The organism is Paracoccus pacificus (assembly GCF_042680785.1).
In the GTDB taxonomy this organism is placed as follows: Bacteria; Pseudomonadota; Alphaproteobacteria; order Rhodobacterales; family Rhodobacteraceae; genus Paracoccus; species Paracoccus pacificus.
This window is the reverse complement of sequence record NZ_JBHUEN010000012.1, coordinates 24,433-44,126: the sequence shown is the minus strand read 5'-3', so window position 1 is coordinate 44,126 and position 19,694 is coordinate 24,433. Positions and strand designations below refer to the sequence as shown.

Here is a 19,694-nt window from a genome sequence, read left to right as displayed (position 1 = left end):
CCATGCCCCTACCGTCGAACGCCTCCCGCGTCATACCCCGACCGCCGCATTGCTGCAATTTTTAGAGGCGCCCACAGGTCCCGAAGTGGCGCGAGAGAGGCATCTCGGTTTTCGTCTGCGGCTCGGATCAGAGCATGCTGCTGAAATCCGCGCGGCGCCTTGTGGCCCCACCCCAGGGCTGAGGCAAAGGAAGGAACAAGCCATGTACAAGGACAAGGATCCCCGGGCCGAGCTGTTCGCGGCGGGCGCGAAACCCCCGGCGACCGGGCTGATCGCCAAGGAACAGCTTGCGCTGTTCTATGCGTCCGACCCGCAGGCGACGGGTCCCGGCTGGAAAAGCTGGTATCATCGCGGCAACAATTTCGTGCTCGCCTATTCGCAAACCGAACCCGGCGCGGTGCTGAGCCGTGAGGGCCAGCCCGATGAATATGTGCTGTACCTGCCGGACGCCGGCCCGGGCGCGGTGGTGGAATGGGGCGGCGAAACCGTCGAGATTCCGGGACAGAGCATCGCCTTTATCCCCGCCGGCGACAGCCGCGTGACGCTGGGCGGCGGTGGTCAGGTTACGCGGCTTTTCACCATCAGGTCGCGGGATCTGGCCGGGGCCGCGTCGAACGCCGATGCCTATGACCAGCATCGCCACCATATCCCCGCATTCGCCCCATGGCCCGACCCCGTCGGCGGCTGGAAGGTGCGTCATTATGCGCTTGACGTGCCTGATGCACCGGGGCGGTTCGGGCGCATCTTTCGGTGCACCACATTCATGGTCAACGTCTTTCGCCCGCAGGTCGGCCCGCGCGACACGACGAAATTGTCGCCCCATCACCATGACGATTTCGAGCAATGCTCGCTGACGCTGCGCGGCGATTTCGTCCATCATCTGCGCTGGCCATGGACTGTCGACATGGCTGACTGGCGCGAGGATCTGACGATCACGGTCGGCTCGCCCTCGTCGCTGATCATTCCGCCGCCGGTCATCCACACCACCCGCTCGGTCGGTGCAGGGGAAAATGATCTGGTCGATATCTTCTGCCCGCCGCGCATCGACTTTTCGCAGAAAGACGGCTGGGTTCTGAACGCCGACGACTATCCGATGCCGAACGGCTGAAAAAAATGGACCGGAGCAGCCCGTGGTGCTCCGGTCCCGTCGCTGTCTCCCGCGCCTATCGCTCGGACGACTGGTTCGCTTTCAGATAGTTCAGTATGACCACCTTGGTTTCGGGGTCAGGCTCGACCATGCCCTGCTTGTCGACCATCCATTTCCACAGCTCGTCCCAACGCCCATCGGTCAGACGCTGCTGCTTGATGATCTCGGTCGAATGGCAGGCGGTGCACTGATAAAAGGTTTCTTCCGCCCCCGGAGCATCCGGCAGTCCGCCGAATTCCGGGTTGGGCGCGGGCGCGCCCTCCTCGGTCGGTTCGGCCATGCGCAGGGCCGTCATCGGATCCTTGCCCGACGAAACCACCGCGCCCTTTTCCGTCAGCGCCTTCATCGGGTCAAAGACCGCCTGCGTCGCATCCGTCTGTGCCGTGACTGGCCCGGCGAACAGCATGACGCAGGATAATCCTGCGGCCAGGACGGCAGCCGTTACCGGGCGGGACGCGGGGCTTTTCGCGGGATATGACATGTGCTGCGCCATGGCTCAGGTCGCGATCAGGGCAATGCGGTGCTGGATGTTATTGGCATAACCACGCGGGTTCCAGCCGGGCGATACCGGCGGCTGAGACACGCCGTTCTTGTCCGTCGCGCGTGCCCAGACCTCGTAATAGCCGGCCGCGGGCAGGGTCACCATCGCGCGCCACCGCTGCCATGCGAAACGGTTCGGCGGCGCATCAAGGGTGGCTTCCTGCCAGGTCTGTCCGAAGTCGATCGAGGTATGGACCGCCGCGACATCGCCATTTCCGGTCCAGGCGTGGCCACGCACCTCGGCCTGTTGCCCGCTTGCGACGCTCGTTCCGGTTTCGGGGAACGTTATCAGTGATTTGACGGGCATTTCCGTCAGGATTTCCATGTCCGATTCGGGCACTTCGGCACCCGGCGCGACCGGATGGGCGGGCATGCGATAGGAGGCCCCGCCCATCTTTTCCCCGTCATGCACCTTATCCCTGACCCAGATCCGGGTCAGGTATTTTTGCGAGACCGAGCCGGGATAGCCGGGGATCACCAGCCGCAGCGGAAAGCCGTGCAAGGCGGGAATCGGTTCGCCGTTCATCGCCCAGGCGATGATTCCGTCGTTCTCCATCGCCTTCTCGATCGGCACCCCGCGCGAGATCGTGTCTTTCTCTTCGCCCGACAGATGCACATCATTGCCGTAATGCCCGGTATAGACCGCGCTGGGTTTGACCCCTGCGGCTTTCAGGACGTCGGCAAGCCGGACGCCGGTCCATTCGGGGCAGCCAACCCCCCCGAGGGTCCATTGGTTGCCGGTCGTGCCCGGCTGATAGAACGCCCTGCCGTTCCCGCCGCATTCCACCACAAGCGCGCTGGTCACGTTCTCGAACTGAGATTTCAGGTCATCCAGCGTCAGCTCCAGCGGCTTGTCGACCTCGCCGTCGATGACCAGTTTCCAATCTGTGGCATCGCCATCCAGCGCCGTCTGCGGCACAAGGCCGTTCAGGCGGATGAACATGCGGTCATAGGGGGTGATGTCGTCATCCAGCAGATGGGCCGGCGTTTCGGCGTTCAGCGGCCGGTCGCTTAGAACCACCAGCCCGGATTTGCCCGACATCAGGTCCTGCCCAGTGTCCTGCGCCAAGGCGACGGGAATCACCCCCGCCGGCAAGCCGCGCTCGAACGGGATCGTCATGCCGAGCATGGCGCCGAATGCCGACAACCCCCCTTTGCGAAGGAACGCCCGGCGGCCGGGTTGCACGGGTTGACCCGCCTCCGGCGCCGTGGCCTTCGGGGCGGTGTCGTCAGGGTCCTTCATATCGGTTTCAACCGTGTCAGACATGGTGGTTCCTTTTCGTCGTTCATCGCGAGTTTCTGCACAATATGGTGGCAGATAAGCTACAACTTACTGAAATATATTGTCTATTTTTCCGGCACGAAACCGGTCCTCCTGTTATGCGCCCAGACTGCCACCAAGGCCGCCGCCAATCAAGCGCGCTGACTCGGTATCCGGGCGGAAGTCATCCGCCCCAGTCGCGAGTCGGAACCGGAACGGAAGCGGCCCGGCACGCGCATTTCCGCCGAGGCCGGCCGGGCGAGAGGCGATCTGCGTAATTTTTAGGCAAGGCAGCTTGTCGGCAAGTCACTGATTTCACGTATTTCCTGTGGATCATGCCCCCTTCTGCCGGCGGTATTTATTCCCGACTTGTCGCATCGTGATTTTTATCTTGCTTTAGACGATTTAATCGGTCGTATTAATGGGGATGCATACGGGCATCCCTGAAACCGAACGACCAAGGAAAGCCGAAATGTTGATTCTCACCAAATCCAGTCAGCAGCCCCGCCCCTTCGCCGCGGCCCGCGCAATCCCGGCGGATTGCCTGCGCGACATCGCCCTGCGCCGCGTCCGGAACGGTATCTCTGCAATGGCTTTGGCCGTCATGGCGCTGTGGTCGCTGCCCACCGGGGTGCAGGCCGAGGCGCTTTTGAACGTCAGCTATGACCCGACGCGCGAGCTGTACAAGGAACTGAACGAGAAATTCGCCGCCAAATGGCAGGCCGAGGGCAATGAAGCGCCCGAAATCGAAACCAGCCACGGCGGATCGGGCGCGCAGGCGCGGGCGGTGATCGACGGGCTGGGGGCGCAGGTGGTGACGCTGGCGCTGGCCTCGGACATCGACAAGATCGCCGAGGCCGGCAAGCTGCCCAAGGACTGGCAGGCGAAACTGCCGCACAACTCCAGCCCCTATACCTCGACCATCGTGTTTCTGGTCCGCAAGGACAATCCGAAAGGCATCAAGGACTGGGGCGATCTGATCAAGGACGGGGTCGAGGTGATCACGCCGAACCCGAAGACCTCGGGCGGGGCGCGCTGGAACTATCTGGCCGCATGGGCATGGGCCGAGAAGAACAATCAGGACCCCAAGGAATTCGTCCGTCAACTGTTCACCCATGTCCCGGTTCTGGATACCGGCGCGCGCGGTGCGACCACGACATTCGCTCAACGCGGCATCGGCGACGTGCTGCTGGCGTGGGAGAACGAGGCCTATCTGGCGCTGGAAGAGCTGGGACCGGATCAGTTCGAGATCGTGGTCCCCTCGGTCAGCATCCTGGCTGAACCGCCGGTCGCGGTGGTCGAGGCGAATATCGCCAGCGACGCGCAGCGGAAGCTGGCGAATGCCTATCTGGACTATCTCTACAGCCCCGAGGGGCAGGCGCTTGCCTTCAAGCATTACTACCGCGCCTGGGACAGCTCGGCCGCCGACCCCAAGGACGTGGCCCGTTTCCCGAAACTGGATCTGGTCAATATCAGCCAATTCGGTGGCTGGCAAAAAGCCCAGCCCGAACATTTCGGCGACGGCGGCATCTTCGACCAGATCTATACCGCGAAGTGACCGCCATGTTCAGCGGTCTTGTCCAGAAAACCCCGATGCCCGGCCTGCGATTGTCGGCCGGCATCACCCTGACGATGCTGTCCATCGTCGTTCTGCTGCCGATCGGCGCGCTGCTGTTGCAGGGCGCGGGTTTCGGCCTTGGCAATATCTGGGAGGTGGTGAACCGCGAAAGGGTCTGGGCGGCGCTGTTTCTGTCCTTCCGGCTGTCCTTTCTGGCGGCGCTGTTCAATCTGGTTTTCGGGGTCCTGCTGGCCTGGGTACTGGTGCGCTATGACTTTCCCGGGCGCCGCATCATCGACGCCGCCGTCGACCTGCCCTTCGCGCTGCCGACCGCCGTGGCCGGCATCGCCCTGACCACGCTTTACGCCCCGAACGGCGCCTTCGGGCAGTTCTTCGCCCAGATCGGCGTGAAGATCGCCTATACGCAATGGGGTATCCTTCTGGCGCTGATCTTCGTCAGCCTGCCCTTCGTCACCCGGACCGTGCAGCCGGTGATCGAAGAGATCGACCGCGAGGTCGAGGAAGCCTCGGCCACGCTCGGCGCCTCGCGCGGGTACACGGTCCGCCATGTCATCCTGCCGATGCTGACGCCGGCGGCGCTGACCGGCTTCGCGCTGTCGCTGGCGCGCGCGGTGGGCGAATACGGCTCGGTCATCTTCATCGCCGGGAACATCCCGCTGAAGACCGAGATCGCGCCGCTTCTGATCGTGATCCAGTTGGAAGAGTTCAACTATGACGCGGCGGGCGCCATCGGCATCGCCATGCTGGTGATCTCTTTCGCGATGCTGCTGGTCATCAACCTGATCCAGATTTTCTCGCGCCGGAGAATGGGCAATGTCTGACGCCATCATCACCAACCGGCCCGCAGGGGCGCCCGCGCCGCAGCGGGCAACCCCGCCGCGCGGGTTCCGCGACGCAACCGCCGAAAGCCGGGCCACGCGGCTGACACTGATCGCCATCAGCCTTTTGGGCATGGCCGTGCTGGTGTTTGCGCCGCTTGTCACCGTGTTCGCCGAGGCGCTGGCCGACGGCATCGCCGCCGCCTTGGCCAGCCTTGCCCACAAGGACGCATTGTCGGCGATCAGGCTGACGCTGATCATCACGGCCATCGCCCTGCCGGTCAACGCCGCATTCGGCATCGCCGCCGCCTGGCTGATCACCAAATTCGACTTTCGCGGCAAGGCGTTTCTGATCACCCTGATCGACCTGCCGTTTTCGGTCAGCCCGGTCGTCGCGGGCCTGTGCATCGTGCTGTTGTTCGGGGCGAACTCGGTCGTCGGTGGCTGGCTGGTGGCGCATGGCTTCCCGATCGTCTTCGCCATCCCCGGCATCGTGCTGGCCACGGTCTTCGTCACCTTCCCCTTCGTCGCCCGCGAGTTGATCCCGGTGATGATCGAACAGGGCCGGGCCGAGGAAGAGGCCGCCCTGACGCTGGGCGCTTCGGGGTGGCGGACCTTCCGCACCGTGACCCTGCCCAATATCCGCTGGGCGCTGCTTTACGGCACGCTGCTGTGCACCGCCCGCGCCATGGGCGAGTTCGGCGCCGTCGCCGTGGTCTCGGGCAAGATCCGGGGCAAGACCGCGACCATGCCGATCACCATCGAGATGCTGTATAACGAATATCTTTCGGTCGCCGCATTCTCGATGGCAGCGCTGCTGACCGCCCTCGCCCTGCTGACCCTGATGCTGAAAACCGGGCTGGAGCTGCGTCATGCCGACCAGCTTGCCGCCACCCGCCGCCATTGAAAGAGACCGCCATGCATATCGAGATCGAAGAAATCGCAAAATCGTTCAAGGCCAGTATCGCGCTGCATCCGGTGTCGCTGGCGATCCCCTCGGGCGCTCTGGTGGCGCTTCTGGGGCCGTCGGGCTCGGGCAAGACCACGCTCTTGCGCATTCTGGGGGGCCTTGAGTTTCCCAGCTCCGGCCGGGTGCTGTTCGACGGGCAGGACGCGACCGGGCTGACCATTCAGGAACGCCGCGCGGGCTTTGTGTTTCAAAGCTATGCCCTGTTCCGGCATATGACGGTGTTCGACAACATCGCCTATGGTCTGAACGCCCGCCCGCGCGCGCGCCGCCCCGAAAAGGCCGAGATCGCGCGCCGCGTCACCCGGCTTCTCGACCTGATCCAGTTGCCCGATCTGGGCGGCCGCTATCCCAACCAGCTTTCCGGTGGCCAGCGTCAGCGCGTGGCCCTTGCCCGGGCGCTGGCGATCGAGCCGCGGATGCTGCTGCTGGATGAGCCCTTCGGTGCGCTGGACGCCAAGGTCCGCAAGGAATTGCGTCAGGGGTTGCGGGACATCCACGACGAAACCGGGCTGACCACGATCTTCGTGACCCATGATCAGGAAGAGGCAATGGAGCTTGCCGATCTGGTCGTGGTCATGTCGATGGGCCGGATCGAGCAGATCGGCCGCCCGCAGGACATCCGCGCCCGGCCGGCAACGGCTTTCGTGCGTGATTTCGTCAATGCCTGAACCGACGGCGGCCGGCGGCCGGGATCACCTGCCGCCCGGGCCGCTCTGAAGCACGCCCATGGGGTCGATCGCCGTCTGAAGCCGCAGCGCGGCCGTCCGCGCAATATCCCGCGTCAGCCGGTTCCGGCGCGCACCGGCCAGGGGGGTCAGCGGCGATTCCCGCACGATCTCGGCCCCATAGGCATCGCCCAGCATCATGCCGGTATCCTCGGGCAACAACTCGGCCGGAAACGCGGTGTCACAGGCCCAATAATACCGATCGCTCCACTCCAGATAGCCCTGCCATTTCCGGTCGCCGGTAAAATCCGCGCGGCAGGATTTGCATTCGACGATCCAAATTTCGCCCTTGGGCGAGATAGAGATCACATCGACACGCAGCCCCGGCGCCGGCACGAATTCCAGAAGGCTGGCGTGACCCAGATCGCGCAGAAAACGCGCGACCCCGCGCTGCAGGCGCTGTCCGGGTTGAAGGCGGCTGGTGTCATCCATCGTGGCACCATGAACGAAACGGCAACATCTGGCAAGACGGGTCGCGCGCGACAGGAGCCGCGCGGCGGCTCTTGCAGCAGGTTACCGACGATCTTATCTTTGATGCCGACGGGCTTCTGCCCTGTGCGTGATCGGCCCTTTTCCAGTGGCCTATAATATTTCCGAGGGAGCTGGCTCTGCCCGGACCCTGGTCCGGCTACCCGGCGCCCACCTGGTTCTCCAGGCTCTCGGGAAATGACAGCCGACACGGCTGCCGCGGTTCCCGTCACCCAAGAAAGCCGTCCCCAAGGGGACGGCTTTTTGCATTCCGGGCCGAACGGTTCGGCACCCGGTTCACGATCATGGCTTGCATAGACACACCAACACCGGCTAATTTATCTCAACATATCTTGAGATATTGATTCGATGAAAGAAGCACAGGCCCTTTCCGCTTTCGCGGCCCTCGCGCAGGAAACCCGCTTGCGTATCGTTCGGCTGTTGGTCACCGCAGGCCCCAAAGGCCTTCCCGCCGGGGCGATCGCCAAGGCGATGGACAACGCAAGCTCGTCCCGGATGTCGTTTCATCTTAGCCATCTGGAACATGCCGGACTGGTGCTATCGCGCCGCGATGGCCGGCAGATAATCTATTGTGCGCAGCTTGACGCGCTTTCCGAACTGATCGGCTTTCTGATGCGCGACTGCTGTCAGGGTCACCCCGAAATCTGCGCGCCGATCGAACGGATCCTGACCTGCGGTTGCACCCCGACCAAGGAGTCCGCCGATGTCTGACTGGTCCTTCGACGTAGTGATCTATCACAACCCCGATTGCGGCACCTCGCGCAATACGCTTGGCCTGATCCGCAATGCGGGGGTCGAGCCGCATGTCATCGAATATCTGAAAACACCGCCGTCGGCCGAGATGCTGACCCGGCTTGTGGCGCGCATGTCGATCCCGCTGCGGGCGGTCCTGCGCGAAAAAGGCACGCCTTACGATCAACTGGGGCTGGCTGATCCGCTGTTGACGGACGATCAGTTGCTTGAGGCCATGATGGCCCATCCGATCCTGATCAACCGACCCATCGTCGTCAGCCCGCGCGGCGTTCGCCTGTGCCGCCCGTCCGAACAGGTGCTTGATTTGTTGCCCCCGCAACGCGGTGCCTTTTTCAAAGAGGATGGCGCCCCAGTGGTCGACAACAGCGGCAACCCGGTTTTTCCGGCCACTCCAGATCAAGGAAAGCCCAGATGATCCCCGCCGCCACCCCTGCCCGTCTGTCTTTCCTGGATCGCTGGCTGACCCTGTGGATTTTCGCGGCAATGGCCGTTGGCCTGGCGCTGGGGGCGGCATTTCCGGGATTTCAGGGCGCCTTGAACGGGCTTTCGGTCGGATCGACGAATATTCCCATCGCCGTCGGGCTGATCCTGATGATGTATCCGCCGCTTGCAAAGGTGCGATACGAAGAGCTGCCCCGGGTGTTTCGTGATCGCCGTGTTCTTATCCTGTCATTGGTGCAGAACTGGCTTGTCGGCCCGGTGCTCATGTTCGCCCTGGCGGTGATCTTTCTGCACGATCGCCCAGAATATATGACCGGGCTGATCCTGATCGGCTTGGCGCGCTGCATCGCGATGGTGCTGGTCTGGAACCAGCTTGCGCAGGGCGACGGGGAGTATGTCGCGGCTCTGGTCGCCTTCAACTCGGTCTTTCAGATCCTGTTCTTCTCAACCTACGCATGGTTCTTCCTGTCGGTGCTGCCGCCGCTTTTCGGGCTCGAGGGCAGCGTGATCGACGTTGGGTTCTGGACGATCACCAAGGCCGTCCTGATCTATCTGGGGATCCCCTTCGCGGCCGGGTTTCTGACCCGCCGAACCCTGATCGCCCGTAAGGGCGAAGACTGGTATCGGACCGCATTCCTGCCGCGCATCGGCCCCATCACGCTGGCGGCGCTTCTGTTCACCATCGTTGCGGTGTTCAGCCTGAAAGGCGGCGAGGTGCTTGACCTGCCGCTGGACGCCATTCGGATCGCGGTGCCGCTGGCGATCTATTTTCTCGTCCAGTTCCTGATCAGCTTCGCCATGGGCTGGCTGATCCGGAGCGATTACCCGCGCACGACGGCCATCGCATTCACCGCGGCGGGCAATAATTTCGAATTGGCGATTGCCGTCGCCATCGCCGCCTTCGGCGTTGCCTCACCGGTGGTATTTGCGGCCGTGATCGGGCCGCTGGTCGAGGTGCCGGCACTGATCCTGCTGGTGCATGTGGCGCTTTGGTTCGGGGCGCGATGGTATGGCGCAGCGGCGCCGGGTCCGGATGGTCGCAAACCGCCGCAAACCGCGTCGCCCCAGCGATAAAACGCACCAATAAAAAAGGGGCGACCCGAAGGCCGCCCCGTCAGAGGGACTGATCCGAGGGAAAGGGATCAGAAACCGTATACCAGTGCCACGCCGAGCTTGTTGTCGGTGCGGATTTCGCGGTCCGACTGATACTCGGTCATATAGCTGACGCGGGTCGAGAATGCGTCAGACATCTTGACGTTCACGCCCAGTTCGTTGGTGGCCGTCTTGTTGTCGTCCGACTTCAGGAAGTCGGTGTCGTTGGTCAGGAAGACGTTGTCGTTGAAGCGGTGGTAGAACCGCGACGACACGATGTAGCCAACGCCGGTGTTCGAGCGCAGGTTGTCGGCCTCGTTGAAGTCGACGGTCTGGGTATAGCGGATACCCACACCGGCCTGCACGCGCCACGCGGTGGTGTCGGTGTTGATGATGCGGTAGCCCGGACCGAAGCCAAGGAACGCGTCGCGCTTGACGCGGCCGGCGTGGTCGGCGATCTCGTCCGCGGTCAGGCCTTTGAAGTCGTCGGCCAGACCGTCGACGGCCACACGGCCAAGACCGAAGGCATACAGACGGTCGTTGAACGAATACATCGCGTCATAGACGGCCAGCGTGTCCTCGGTGTCCTTGCGGCCACGATCGTCTTCGCCGAATTCCAGCGCGATACCGACGTGCTGCGAGAACGGGCCCTGCGTATAGGCCAGACGGCCGGCAAGGTCGAAGTTCTGGTTCTCGACGTTACCCGTGCGGCCGACATAGGACAGCGACACGCCGCCGGTCAGGCCCTGACGGGCGTTCGGGGTGCCCCAGCGATAGATATCGTTCGAGCGGTCGAAGTTGTCCTGAACCGCGTCCTGGATGTCGTCGATACGGGTTTCGACATTGGTGCCGCCGGTGATGTTGGCGCCCGCGGCCGACTCGGTCTGGGCGAAGGCGGGAAGGACTGAAAGCGAAGCTACAAGTGCCGTCGCACCCGCCAGCATGGAAATGGTTTTCATGACTGAATCCTCAAGTTCCGTTACGTGATCGGCGCACCCGAAAGTGCCCGAGCATCTCTGCGAACGGACACATATGCCCCCTGCCCCGGGTATGAAAGAACAGCCCGTGCTGATGCCTGAAACCGCCCCGGATCGCGATAAGTTGAAGTCGTGAGATGGAACCCCCCTTTGGGCGATTTCCCGCCCAATGTGCCGGTCATTCGGCAGGCTTTCACGTGATCGTCACGTTGAGGCAATCCCGGGAACATCAAGCGAAACAATGCTTAACGATGCGCGCGTAAGTTGCGGAACCTCGCCCCGTTATCACGCTTTCGTGATGTCCGTTCACGTGGTTCATCACACTACCCACGCGCGCCCGCCGGGCCCCGTCGAAAATGTTGCCAAATCGACACGCGGCGACCCAAAATCTGGTTTGACAAATGATGCATAAAGCCGCTGCCACTTGCCTTTGCCAAGATCGGAGAGGCGCCGGCGCCGCAGCTTGGCCCGGTTCGGATCGCGGCAAGACCTCAGAAGGCGTCGGGACGCGCCTCGCGTGCCATGTGATCAAGCACGGCGTTGACGAATTTCGCCTCGCGGCTGTCGGGGAAAAACGCCGCGCAGACGTTCACATATTCCGAGATGACCACCTTGGGCGGCGTGTTCGGCGCGACAAGTTCGGCCCCGGCGGCCCGGAATACGGCCCGCAGCACGGGATCGATCCGGTCGATCGGCCAGCGCGCGACCAGCGCCCGGTCGGCCATCTGGTCGATCCGGCTTTGCCATGTCACCGCATCGTCAAGAATGCGGTTGAACAGATCCTCGTCGCAGTCGGGCATCGCCTCGCCCTCGACATCGGCGCCGATGCGGTAATCCTGAAACTCGCGCTGGACGCGATCTGCCGACTGGCCGGCGGCCTCCATCTGAAACAGCGCCTGCACGGCATAAAGACGCGCGGCCGAGCTGAGTTGCCGGCGGTTGGCGCGCTGAGTGGGGGCAGAGCTCATGCGGTGGTCGGTCCTTCGGTTTGGCCGGCGATCAGGATGGTGTCGGGCAGCTTTTTGCCCTTGCCCCGGCGGGTGCCCGCCCATCTGCGCGAAAGCGCGACCAGATGCAAGGCGGCGGCGGCGGCCCCGCCGCCCTTGTCCTGACCGCCCGGGTCGGCGCGGACATCGGCCTGTGCCTTGTTCTCGACCGTCAGGATACCGTTGCCGATGCAAAGCCCCTGCAACCCCAGCAGCGTCAAGCCGCGCGAACTGTCGTTGCAGACTGTCTCGTAATGCGTGGTCTCGCCCCGGATCACACAGCCAAGCGCCACGAACCCGTCATAATCCGCCATCCGGCCGGCCATGCCGATGGCGGTCGGAATCTCCAGCGCGCCCGGCACCTCGACCAGATCGACCACCGCGCCGGCGCGCCTGGCCACCGCGCGCGCGCCCGCGATCAGCCCGTCCGCCACGTCGCGGTAATAGGGGGCGACGACGATCAGCAGCCGTGGCGCGGAATCGAATTTCGGCAGGTCGAGCGTGTAATGCTGTTCATTGCTGGCCATGGCGGTTCCTTCAGGCGTCGGGCGGAATCGGACGGGTCTCGGTGATGGTCAGGCCATAAGCGTCCAGACCAACGACTTTCAAGGGGGCGGAGTTGGTCAGCAGGATCAGATCCGACAGGCCCAGCGTCGACAGGATCTGGGCGCCGACCCCGTATTGGCGCAGCGTATGGGGGCCGCCGGGCTCGCCCTGCGACAGCCGCATCGCGGTGTCGCGAAGCAGCACCACGACCCCCCGCCCCTCGGCCGCGATCAGGCGCATCGCGGCGGGCAGATCGCCCGCGCCTTCGCGCCCGATACCCAGCACGTCGTGCAACGGGTCCAGCGCGTGCATCCGCACAAGAACCGGGCCGGGCGCGCAAAGATCGCCCTTGGTCAGCACGATATGCTCGGCGCCCTGGGTTTCATCCGCAAAGATCCGCATCATCCAGTTGCCGCCATGGGCGGATTGCACTTGGCGCTGGCCGCGCTCGGCCACCAGATTGTCGTGGCGGCGGCGATAGGCAATCAGGTCGCTGATCGTGCCGATCTTCAGCCCGTGCCGCTGGGCGAAAGCGATCAGATCGGGCAGGCGCGCCATGGTGCCGTCCTCGTTCATGATCTCGCAGATCACGCCCGAGGGGTTCAGCCCCGCCAGCCGGGCCACATCGACCGCCGCCTCGGTATGGCCGGCCCGGACCAGCACGCCGCCATCGCGTGCGCGGAGCGGGAAAACATGCCCGGGCGTCGCAATATCGGCCGGGCCACGGCTGGGGTCGATTGCCACGGCAACGGTATGGGCGCGGTCATGGGCCGAGATGCCGGTGGTCACGCCTTCGCGCGCCTCGATCGACATGGTGAAGGCGGTTTCGTGACGGCTGGAGTTGCGCGGGCTCATCAGCGGCAGGCCAAGCGCGTCGATGCGCGCGCCGGGTAACGCCAGACAGATCAGGCCGCGGCCGTAGGTGGCCATGAAGTTGATCGCATTGGGTGTCGCCATCTGCGCCGGGATCACCAGATCACCTTCGTTCTCGCGATCCTCGTGATCGACCAGAATGAACATCCGGCCGTTGCGGGCATCCTCGATGATTTCCTCGATGGGTGAGATGACGTCGGAATGGCGGCGCTCGACCGGGCCCGGGTTTTCATAGCTCATCGGACGTCGCTCTCCTGAAAAAACTGGGTGCCGGGGATGAAGGCGGCAAAGCCGCCCGCCCCGGCATATTCGCGTTCATGATCGGTCTCGCCCACCATCAACACGGCATCGCCCGGCAGGCGGCAATCGCGCAGCCACGCCTTGGCGTCGGCGCGCATCCGGCCCCAGGACGTTCCGAAAACCGGCAGCGGCCGGGCGGTGGCGATCCGGTCCAGCCGCGCCGCCAGCGCCTGAGGATCGACGCCGGGCGCGGTCACCAGATGCCGGTCGGCGGCGATCGTGGCCAGACGCGCCGCATGCCGGACCGGGCGCCCGTCGCGGAACACCTCGAGCCCGTTTGACGAAAACAGGAACGCGATCAGGTCGCGCCCGGTGGTGGCGCGGACGCTGGCATAGGTGCGATAGGGCAACCCCAGCGCCGCCGCGCGCCGAACCTGCATGCGCACGACCTCGACCGGCAGATGCGGCAGCAGATCGGCCCGCGCCTTCTGCCAGCAATGCCTGCGCCAGCCGGTGCCCGCCATATCGGGACCGTTGTTATGGCCGATGCCGGGACGGATCGTCTGGGCGTGAACGGGGCCGGTCGGGGTCATCTGCGCTACGCGCCCCATTCCTGAAGACGGGCGACATATCGGGCGACGGTGTCGATCTCCAGATTCACCGGGTCGCCCTCGGCGATCTGCCCCCAGGTCGTGACCTGCTTGGTGTGCGGGATCAGGTTGACGCCGAAGGTGTTGCCGTCAACCTCGTTCACGGTCAGCGAGGTGCCGTTCAGCGCCACCGAACCCTTTTGGGCGATGAACCGCGCCAGCGCCTCGGGGGCGCGAAACAGCACCCGCGTCGAGCCGCCTTCGTCGGTGATCTTTTCGACCACCGCCACGCCGTCGACGTGACCCGAAACGATATGGCCGCCAAGCTCGTCCCCGACCCGCAAGGCGCGTTCAAGGTTCAGGCGGTGGCCGGCGTTCCATTCCTGTTGACCGATGGTGGTCTTGGCGATGGTCTCGGCCGAGATGTCGACATCGAACCAGCCCCTGCCATCGGCGCCCTGCCCCTTGTCGACGACCGTCAGGCAAACACCGTCGCAGGCGATCGAGGCGCCAAGATCGACGCCCGACATGTCATAGCGGGTCGAAATGCGGGCGCGCAGGTCGCCATCCATATGGGATTCGACCAATTCACCTACGTCCGAGATGATCCCCGTGAACATGGCATGCCCCCTGCTTCTGATACGACCGCTGGATAGGGCCATAGATAAAGGCTTTGCCTACTCCCGCAAGGGCGCGCTCGCAAGGGCGGGGGCGCGCGGCCGCGAACGCCCTGTTCACCATCCGCGAACGACGCAGCGCCGGTTTTGGCGATTTAGGATGACATCGGGGGCACAGAGCCGCTATTCACCGGCTGGGTCAAGGGCTATCGTGCCGTCTTTTCCCGCCTGTTCAGCACTGTATCCGGTTCGCCATTGCCCATATCCGCCGATCCCGTCCCAGACCTCACCGCCACGCCGCTTGCGCCCGAAAAACGGGTGTTCCTGTTGCTGCAGGGGCCGCACGGGCCGTTCTTTCACCGGCTGGCGCGGCTGCTGACCGCCGCCGGCGCCACCTGCTGGCGTGTCGCCTTCAACGGCGGCGACGCGTTTTTCTGGAGCGATCAGGACCATCTGATCCGCCATGATGCCCCGCCCGAGGCTTGGCCCGCGCATCTTGACCAGATCATCGCCCGCAACGGCGTGACCGACATCGTGCTTTACGGCGATGTCCGGCCCATTCATGCCGCCGCCCGCGCCGCCGCCGCCGCGCATGGAATCACACTCCACGTGTTCGAGGAAGGTTATCTCCGGCCGTTCTGGATCACCTATGAGCGTGGCGGATCGAACGGGCATTCGGCGCTGATGCGGATCCCGCTGGAACGGATGCGGGCGGCGCTGGACGGCTCGGGCCCCGAGATCACCCGGCCGCCGGCCACTTGGGGCGACATGCGGCAACATAAATTCTATGGCGCGCTTTATCATTTCCTGCTGCTGACGCGGCGCCGGCAATGGCCCCGCTATCGCACCCATCGCGATGTCGGGGTCTGGCGCGAATATGTCCTGCACATGCGCCGGATCGTGCGCACGCCGCTGAACGCGGCGCTGCAACTGATCGAATCCTCCAAGATAAGAAGGGGCGGATTTCCCTTTGTTCTTGTGCCGTTGCAGCTTGAACATGACAGTAATTTCGTCGCGCATTCGGATTTCGAGCGGATGGCGGATTTCGTGAATCTGTGCCTTGACGCATTCGCCGCACATGCGCCGCGCCACCATCACATCGTCTTCAAGGCCCACCCGCTGGAGGACGGGCGCGGCGATGTCAGGGGGGCGATCCGGGACCGCGCGGCGCAACTCGGGCTTCAGGACCGGGTACATTTCGTGCCGGGCGGCAAGCTGGCCGCGCTGCTGGCGCAGGCGCGTTCGGTGTTGACGGTGAATTCCACCTCGGCCCAGCAGGCACTTTGGCGCGGGCTTCCGGTCAAGGCGCTGGGGCGGGCGGTCTATGACAAGCCGGGGCTGGTCTCGGAACAGCCGCTGGACCGGTTTCTGGAAAACCCGGCGCGCCCCGATGCCCGGCTTTACCGGGTGTTCCGGGATTATCTTCTGGACAGTTCTCAGGTGCCCGGGGGCTATTACGCGGCACGTTCGCGCGGCCATGCGCTGCGTCTGGTCGTGGACATGATGCTTGCCCCCGACGACCCCTATCAGGCGCTGGAACAGGGGCGCGGCACATCCCGCCAGCAGATCTGGGGCGGGGATTAAGTCGCCATCCGGCCACATGCGGCAAATTTATGCGTATCCCGGTATCCGAACATCACACAATATATAGTAATCGCATTTTGTTTTCCGTATGGTCCGGTCAGGCGCCGCATCAAAAGACGGCCGCGGAGACGGGTGACAGGAGAATCGTTTTGACCGAGTTGAGTTTCCCGATGGCTTCGGCCAGCGCGTTTGGCCGGTGTGGCCGGGTGGCGCTGCTTGGCGCGATGCTGGTGCTGGCAGCCTGCGGGCTTCCCCGTTCAGGCCCAACCAAACGCGAGGTGATGAGCGGCGCGGTCGAAAACGGCGGCAGTACCAATATCGTCATGGTGAACGACGCCATCGCCCGGGCCGCAAGCTATGCCCCCACCTACGGCTTTTCACGCTCATTCCAGGCCGCCGGCCAAGTCGGCGCGGACGAGATCCGACCGGGCGACACGCTGGGTCTGATGATCTGGGAAAACGTGGATGACGGGCTCTTGACCTCGATGGGCGCATCCTCGACCCAGTTGCAACAGCTTCAGGTCGACAGCGCCGGGTTTATCTTCGTGCCCTATGCCGGCCGGATCCGCGCCGCCGGGAACAGCCCCGACGCGCTGCGCCAGATCATCACCAACCGTCTGGCCAGCCAGACCCCCGACCCGCAGGTCACCGTGACCCGGCTTGCCGGCGATGGTGCCACGGTTTCGGTCATGGGCAAGGTCGGCGGTCAGGGCGTCTATCCGATCGAGCGGCCGACCCGCACGCTTTCCTCGATGCTGGCCAAGGCCGGCGGCGTGGCCATCGCCCCCGAGGTCGCCGTGGTTACGGTCAAGCGCGGTGGCGAAACCGGCAAGGTCTGGCTGACCGACCTTTATTCCAACCCCCGCAACGATATCGCGCTGCGCCCGGGCGACGTGATCCTGGTCGAGGAAGACAGCCGCAACTTTACCGCCCTTGGCGCGCTTGGCGGCCAGACCATGGTGCCCTTGGGGAACGAACAGATCAACGCGCTGGAAGGTATCGCCATGGTCGGCGGCCTCAGTTCCAACCTTGCAGACCCGACCGGGGTGTTCGTCCTGCGCGAGGAACCGGCATCGGTGGCCAGCAAGGTGCTTGGCCGCTCGGTCCAAAGCACGCAGCGGGTCGCCTATATTCTGGATCTGACCCAGCCGAACGGGTTGTTCGTGGCCCGCGACTTCCTGCTGCGCGACGGCGACACCGTCTATGTGACCGAGGCGCCGTTCGTCCAGTGGCACAAGACCATATCGGCCCTGACCGGGTCGCTGAGCCAGGCCGCATCGCTGGAAAACGCCGTCAAGTGACGCAGGCCAAGACGCCTGAAACAGCCGCCGAGGGCCTCCCCCGGCGGCTGTTCGCGTTCAATGCCGGTTTCTGGACCGGCCCGCGCCTGCGCCGGATCCTGTCGCTGGCCGGATGGCGGCTTCGCGCCGGGTGGCCGGGCGCCGGGGATCATATCGCGGTTTGGGGCGCGTCGCCCTATGCCTGGCGCGGCCTCGCCGTCGCCGGACGAACCGGTGCGCCGCTGGTGCGGATCGAGGATGCGTTTCTGCGCTCGGTCCTGCCCGGGCGGGCGCGGGGGCCGATCGCCAGACGCGGCCCGATCGGGCTGCTGATCGACCCTTACGGGGTCCATTTCGATCCCGCGCGGCCGTCGCTGATCGACCACCACCTGCCCCGCGCCCGCAAGATGCAGGATCTGGCGGCCGACGCCATCGCGCGGCTGATTTCGGCCGATCTGTCCAAGTATAACGCCCATCTTCCGGACGCACCCGCGCCCGATCCCGGCTATGTGCTGGTCGTGGATCAGACCCGGGGCGACGCCTCGCTTCTTGGTGCGGGGCGGGCGGAATTTCTGGCCATGCTTCGGGTCGCACGGGCCGAGAACCCGGGCCTGCCGCTGGTCATCCGCAGCCATCCCGAAACGGCCCAGGGCCTGCGTCCGGGACATTTCGGCCCCGGCGACCTGCTGGCGGGCGAGGTCCTGCACGACGGCCCGACATCGCCGTGGCGGCTGATCGGCAATGCCGCGCGTCTCTATGTCTGGTCCTCGCAGCTTGGCTATGAGGCCATTCTGGCCGGCCACCGGCCCCGCGTCTTTGGCCGGCCCTTCTATGCCGGGCGCGGGCTTTCGGACGATGAGGCCCCGGTGCCGGGCCGTGCCGCCGACCGTGCGGAAACGCTTTTCGCGGCCAGCCATCTTCTGGCGCCGGTCTGGTATGATCCCTGCCACGACCGGCTGACGGATTTCTTCGGCGCCGCCGACCAGATCGAGGCCGAGGCGCGGGCATGGCGGCAGGACCGGCGCGGCTATGTCGCGACCGGGATGCGGCTGTGGAAACGCCGCCACATCGCCCGGACCTTCGGCGCCGCGCGGGGTGTGCGCTTTGCCGACGATCCCGCGCAGGCCCGCGATCTGGCCCGGCATCAGGGCCGCGACCTGCTGGTCTGGGCCGGTCGGGCCGAGGGTCTTGAAGCGATCTCGGGCAACGCCGAAAACCTGCCCGCCGTTCTGCGCGTCGAGGATGGTTTTCTGCGGTCTCGCGGGCTCGGGGCCCAGCTTGTCCCGCCGCTGTCGCTGGTCGCCGATGATCTGGGCATCTACTATGACCCCGGTCGCCCATCGCGGTTCGAGGCGCTGGTCAACGCCGGGACCGACGCCGGCGGCGTCGCCCGGGCGCAGGCGCTGGTCGACCGGCTGCGGGCGCTCGGCGTGTCGAAATACAATCTGGCGGGCGCGCCTCCGGCCCTGCCGGCGACCGGCGGCCAGCGGGTCATCCTTGTCCCCGGTCAGGTCGAGGATGATGCCTCGATCCGGCTGGGCACCGCCGTATGGCGGACCAACCGCGACCTTTTGGCGCAGACGCGGGCCGAAAACCCCAAGGCGTTCATCATCTACAAGCCGCATCCCGATGTGGTCGCGGGCCTGCGGCCGGGGGCGACGGATACCGCGGGACTGGCCGATATGGTGGTGACAAGCGCCAATCCGGCGCGGCTGCTTTCCGTGGTGGACGAGCTTTGGACCCTGACCTCGACCTTCGGGTTCGAGGCGCTGCTGCGCGGCGTGCCGGTGACCTGTCTGGGGGTGCCGTTCTATGCCGGCTGGGGGCTGACGCGCGATCTGGCGCCTACGCCGGAACGCCGCACCGCCCGCCCGGAGATCCTTGCCTTTGCCCATGCGGCGCTGATCGCCTATCCGCGCTATACCGACCCGGTGTCGGGCCTGCCCTGCCCGCCCGAAATCGCCGTCGAGCGTCTGGCCGACCCGGATTTGCGACCCGGCGGCCCGCGCTGGCTGGCCAAATTGCAGGGCGTCTTCGCGGGCTATTCCGCGATCTGGCGCCGCGGCTAGAACTCAGGGGCGCGATCGGTGACGGGTGGGGCGATGCCCGCAAAACCCGATGCCGTTGGGGGTCAACGCCTGCCACAGGGCCTTTTCCGTCGACCCGGATATCGCATTCTGCGGAGG

Annotated in this window: 20 protein-coding genes and 1 other RNA gene; 12 read left to right on the top strand and 9 right to left on the bottom strand. The window is 65.0% G+C overall.

Going from position 1 to position 19,694, the window contains the following annotated elements; all coding sequences use genetic code 11:
- Window positions 1-202 precede the first annotated feature (202 nt).
- Window positions 203-1,108 (top strand): cupin domain-containing protein, encoded by a 906-nt coding sequence (locus ACFSCT_RS04475; RefSeq protein ID WP_379140446.1) that lies wholly within the window; start codon window positions 203-205, stop codon window positions 1,106-1,108.
- A gap of 55 nt (window positions 1,109-1,163) precedes the next feature.
- Here ACFSCT_RS04475 and ACFSCT_RS04470 read toward each other — a convergent pair whose 3' ends face one another.
- The gene (locus ACFSCT_RS04470; RefSeq protein WP_379140445.1) at window positions 1,164-1,553 is read right to left on the bottom strand and encodes a cytochrome C-552; all 390 of its coding nucleotides are present in this window, start codon (window positions 1,551-1,553) and stop codon (window positions 1,164-1,166) included.
- Between the two features lie 90 nt (window positions 1,554-1,643).
- On the bottom strand, window positions 1,644-2,954 hold the full coding sequence (locus ACFSCT_RS04465) for a sulfite oxidase (RefSeq protein WP_379140444.1): 1,311 nt from the start codon (window positions 2,952-2,954) through the stop codon (window positions 1,644-1,646).
- Between the two features lie 583 nt (window positions 2,955-3,537).
- Between ACFSCT_RS04465 and ACFSCT_RS04460 the strand changes: the two genes are divergently transcribed.
- The 4 genes from ACFSCT_RS04460 to ACFSCT_RS04445 are packed head-to-tail and all read left to right on the top strand — an operon-like array spanning window position 3,538 to window position 6,983.
- Window positions 3,538-4,506, top strand: coding sequence for a sulfate ABC transporter substrate-binding protein (locus ACFSCT_RS04460; RefSeq protein WP_379140448.1), 969 nt, complete (start codon window positions 3,538-3,540; stop codon window positions 4,504-4,506).
- A 5-nt stretch (window positions 4,507-4,511) separates the two neighbouring features.
- Complete coding sequence (cysT, locus tag ACFSCT_RS04455; RefSeq protein WP_379140442.1) at window positions 4,512-5,348, top strand: sulfate ABC transporter permease subunit CysT; 837 nt, start codon at window positions 4,512-4,514, stop codon at window positions 5,346-5,348.
- Window positions 5,341-6,252 (top strand): sulfate ABC transporter permease subunit CysW, encoded by a 912-nt coding sequence (cysW, locus tag ACFSCT_RS04450; protein WP_379140440.1) that lies wholly within the window; start codon window positions 5,341-5,343, stop codon window positions 6,250-6,252. The genes cysT and cysW overlap by 8 nt, the downstream gene beginning before the upstream one ends.
- Window positions 6,253-6,263: 11 nt before the next feature.
- Window positions 6,264-6,983: a sulfate/molybdate ABC transporter ATP-binding protein gene (locus ACFSCT_RS04445; RefSeq protein WP_379140438.1), complete on the top strand. Its 720-nt coding sequence runs from the start codon at window positions 6,264-6,266 to the stop codon at window positions 6,981-6,983.
- Between the two features lie 24 nt (window positions 6,984-7,007).
- Here ACFSCT_RS04445 and ACFSCT_RS04440 read toward each other — a convergent pair whose 3' ends face one another.
- A complete protein-coding gene (locus tag ACFSCT_RS04440) occupies window positions 7,008-7,472 on the bottom strand; it encodes an MmcB family DNA repair protein (protein ID WP_379140436.1) in 465 nt (154 codons plus the stop codon).
- A gap of 110 nt (window positions 7,473-7,582) precedes the next feature.
- Here ACFSCT_RS04440 and ssrS point away from each other — a divergent pair.
- The 4 genes from ssrS to arsB all read left to right on the top strand — a co-directional run bounded on the left by ssrS (window position 7,583) and on the right by arsB (window position 9,797).
- Window positions 7,583-7,738: non-coding RNA, 6S RNA (gene ssrS, locus ACFSCT_RS04435), on the top strand.
- Window positions 7,739-7,877: 139 nt separating this feature from the next.
- Window positions 7,878-8,240: an ArsR/SmtB family transcription factor gene (locus ACFSCT_RS04430; protein ID WP_379140434.1), complete on the top strand. Its 363-nt coding sequence runs from the start codon at window positions 7,878-7,880 to the stop codon at window positions 8,238-8,240.
- The gene (gene arsC, locus ACFSCT_RS04425; RefSeq protein ID WP_379140433.1) at window positions 8,233-8,697 is read left to right on the top strand and encodes an arsenate reductase (glutaredoxin); all 465 of its coding nucleotides are present in this window, start codon (window positions 8,233-8,235) and stop codon (window positions 8,695-8,697) included. Before ACFSCT_RS04430 ends, arsC begins: the two co-directional genes overlap by 8 nt.
- A complete protein-coding gene (gene arsB, locus ACFSCT_RS04420) occupies window positions 8,694-9,797 on the top strand; it encodes an ACR3 family arsenite efflux transporter (RefSeq protein WP_379140431.1) in 1,104 nt (367 codons plus the stop codon). Before arsC ends, arsB begins: the two co-directional genes overlap by 4 nt.
- A gap of 68 nt (window positions 9,798-9,865) precedes the next feature.
- On the opposite strand, the gene ACFSCT_RS04415 is transcribed toward arsB, so the two are convergent.
- The 6 genes from ACFSCT_RS04415 to ACFSCT_RS04390 form a co-directional block, all read right to left on the bottom strand.
- A complete protein-coding gene (locus ACFSCT_RS04415) occupies window positions 9,866-10,774 on the bottom strand; it encodes a DUF481 domain-containing protein (protein ID WP_379140430.1) in 909 nt (302 codons plus the stop codon).
- 509 nt (window positions 10,775-11,283) lie between these two features.
- The gene (nusB, locus tag ACFSCT_RS04410; protein WP_379140428.1) at window positions 11,284-11,760 is read right to left on the bottom strand and encodes a transcription antitermination factor NusB; all 477 of its coding nucleotides are present in this window, start codon (window positions 11,758-11,760) and stop codon (window positions 11,284-11,286) included.
- Window positions 11,757-12,305, bottom strand: coding sequence for a 6,7-dimethyl-8-ribityllumazine synthase (locus ACFSCT_RS04405; protein WP_379140425.1), 549 nt, complete (start codon window positions 12,303-12,305; stop codon window positions 11,757-11,759). Before ACFSCT_RS04405 ends, nusB begins: the two co-directional genes overlap by 4 nt.
- 10 nt (window positions 12,306-12,315) lie before the next feature.
- Window positions 12,316-13,437, bottom strand: coding sequence for a 3,4-dihydroxy-2-butanone-4-phosphate synthase (gene ribB / locus ACFSCT_RS04400; RefSeq protein WP_379140423.1), 1,122 nt, complete (start codon window positions 13,435-13,437; stop codon window positions 12,316-12,318).
- Entirely contained in the window at window positions 13,434-14,030 is a 597-nt protein-coding gene (locus tag ACFSCT_RS04395; protein ID WP_379140422.1) for a hypothetical protein, read from the bottom strand. Before ACFSCT_RS04395 ends, ribB begins: the two co-directional genes overlap by 4 nt.
- Window positions 14,031-14,035: 5 nt before the next feature.
- Entirely contained in the window at window positions 14,036-14,647 is a 612-nt protein-coding gene (locus tag ACFSCT_RS04390) for a riboflavin synthase (RefSeq protein WP_379140421.1), read from the bottom strand.
- A 315-nt stretch (window positions 14,648-14,962) separates the two neighbouring features.
- Between ACFSCT_RS04390 and ACFSCT_RS04385 the strand changes: the two genes are divergently transcribed.
- The 3 genes from ACFSCT_RS04385 (at window position 14,963) to ACFSCT_RS04375 (ending at window position 19,577) form a co-directional block, all read left to right on the top strand.
- Window positions 14,963-16,228, top strand: coding sequence for a capsule biosynthesis protein (locus tag ACFSCT_RS04385; protein WP_379140419.1), 1,266 nt, complete (start codon window positions 14,963-14,965; stop codon window positions 16,226-16,228).
- Between the two features lie 170 nt (window positions 16,229-16,398).
- The gene (locus tag ACFSCT_RS04380; protein WP_379140447.1) at window positions 16,399-17,529 is read left to right on the top strand and encodes a polysaccharide biosynthesis/export family protein; all 1,131 of its coding nucleotides are present in this window, start codon (window positions 16,399-16,401) and stop codon (window positions 17,527-17,529) included.
- Window positions 17,526-19,577: a capsular polysaccharide biosynthesis protein gene (locus ACFSCT_RS04375; protein ID WP_379140417.1), complete on the top strand. Its 2,052-nt coding sequence runs from the start codon at window positions 17,526-17,528 to the stop codon at window positions 19,575-19,577. Before ACFSCT_RS04380 ends, ACFSCT_RS04375 begins: the two co-directional genes overlap by 4 nt.
- Window positions 19,578-19,694: the final 117 nt, after the last annotated feature.

What these genes read in the sequence shown, in the direction of transcription:
- ACFSCT_RS04405 (WP_379140425.1), bottom strand. Translation starts at nt 12,305, where the DNA reads ATGGCCAGCAATGAACAGCATTACACGCTCGACCTGCCGAAATTCGAT.
- ACFSCT_RS04390 (WP_379140421.1), bottom strand. Translation starts at nt 14,647, where the DNA reads ATGTTCACGGGGATCATCTCGGACGTAGGTGAATTGGTCGAATCCCAT.
- ACFSCT_RS04395 (WP_379140422.1), bottom strand. Translation starts at nt 14,030, where the DNA reads ATGACCCCGACCGGCCCCGTTCACGCCCAGACGATCCGTCCCGGCATC.
- ribB (WP_379140423.1), bottom strand. Translation starts at nt 13,437, where the DNA reads ATGAGCTATGAAAACCCGGGCCCGGTCGAGCGCCGCCATTCCGACGTC.
- ACFSCT_RS04415 (WP_379140430.1), bottom strand. Translation starts at nt 10,774, where the DNA reads ATGAAAACCATTTCCATGCTGGCGGGTGCGACGGCACTTGTAGCTTCG.
- nusB (WP_379140428.1), bottom strand. Translation starts at nt 11,760, where the DNA reads ATGAGCTCTGCCCCCACTCAGCGCGCCAACCGCCGGCAACTCAGCTCG.
- cysW (WP_379140440.1), top strand. Translation starts at nt 5,341, where the DNA reads ATGTCTGACGCCATCATCACCAACCGGCCCGCAGGGGCGCCCGCGCCG.
- ACFSCT_RS04470 (WP_379140445.1), bottom strand. Translation starts at nt 1,553, where the DNA reads ATGCTGTTCGCCGGGCCAGTCACGGCACAGACGGATGCGACGCAGGCG.
- ACFSCT_RS04475 (WP_379140446.1), top strand. Translation starts at nt 203, where the DNA reads ATGTACAAGGACAAGGATCCCCGGGCCGAGCTGTTCGCGGCGGGCGCG.
- cysT (WP_379140442.1), top strand. Translation starts at nt 4,512, where the DNA reads ATGTTCAGCGGTCTTGTCCAGAAAACCCCGATGCCCGGCCTGCGATTG.
- ACFSCT_RS04460 (WP_379140448.1), top strand. Translation starts at nt 3,538, where the DNA reads ATGGCTTTGGCCGTCATGGCGCTGTGGTCGCTGCCCACCGGGGTGCAG.
- ACFSCT_RS04445 (WP_379140438.1), top strand. Translation starts at nt 6,264, where the DNA reads ATGCATATCGAGATCGAAGAAATCGCAAAATCGTTCAAGGCCAGTATC.
- ACFSCT_RS04430 (WP_379140434.1), top strand. Translation starts at nt 7,878, where the DNA reads ATGAAAGAAGCACAGGCCCTTTCCGCTTTCGCGGCCCTCGCGCAGGAA.
- arsB (WP_379140431.1), top strand. Translation starts at nt 8,694, where the DNA reads ATGATCCCCGCCGCCACCCCTGCCCGTCTGTCTTTCCTGGATCGCTGG.
- arsC (WP_379140433.1), top strand. Translation starts at nt 8,233, where the DNA reads ATGTCTGACTGGTCCTTCGACGTAGTGATCTATCACAACCCCGATTGC.
- ACFSCT_RS04380 (WP_379140447.1), top strand. Translation starts at nt 16,399, where the DNA reads ATGGCTTCGGCCAGCGCGTTTGGCCGGTGTGGCCGGGTGGCGCTGCTT.
- ACFSCT_RS04465 (WP_379140444.1), bottom strand. Translation starts at nt 2,954, where the DNA reads ATGTCTGACACGGTTGAAACCGATATGAAGGACCCTGACGACACCGCC.
- ACFSCT_RS04440 (WP_379140436.1), bottom strand. Translation starts at nt 7,472, where the DNA reads ATGGATGACACCAGCCGCCTTCAACCCGGACAGCGCCTGCAGCGCGGG.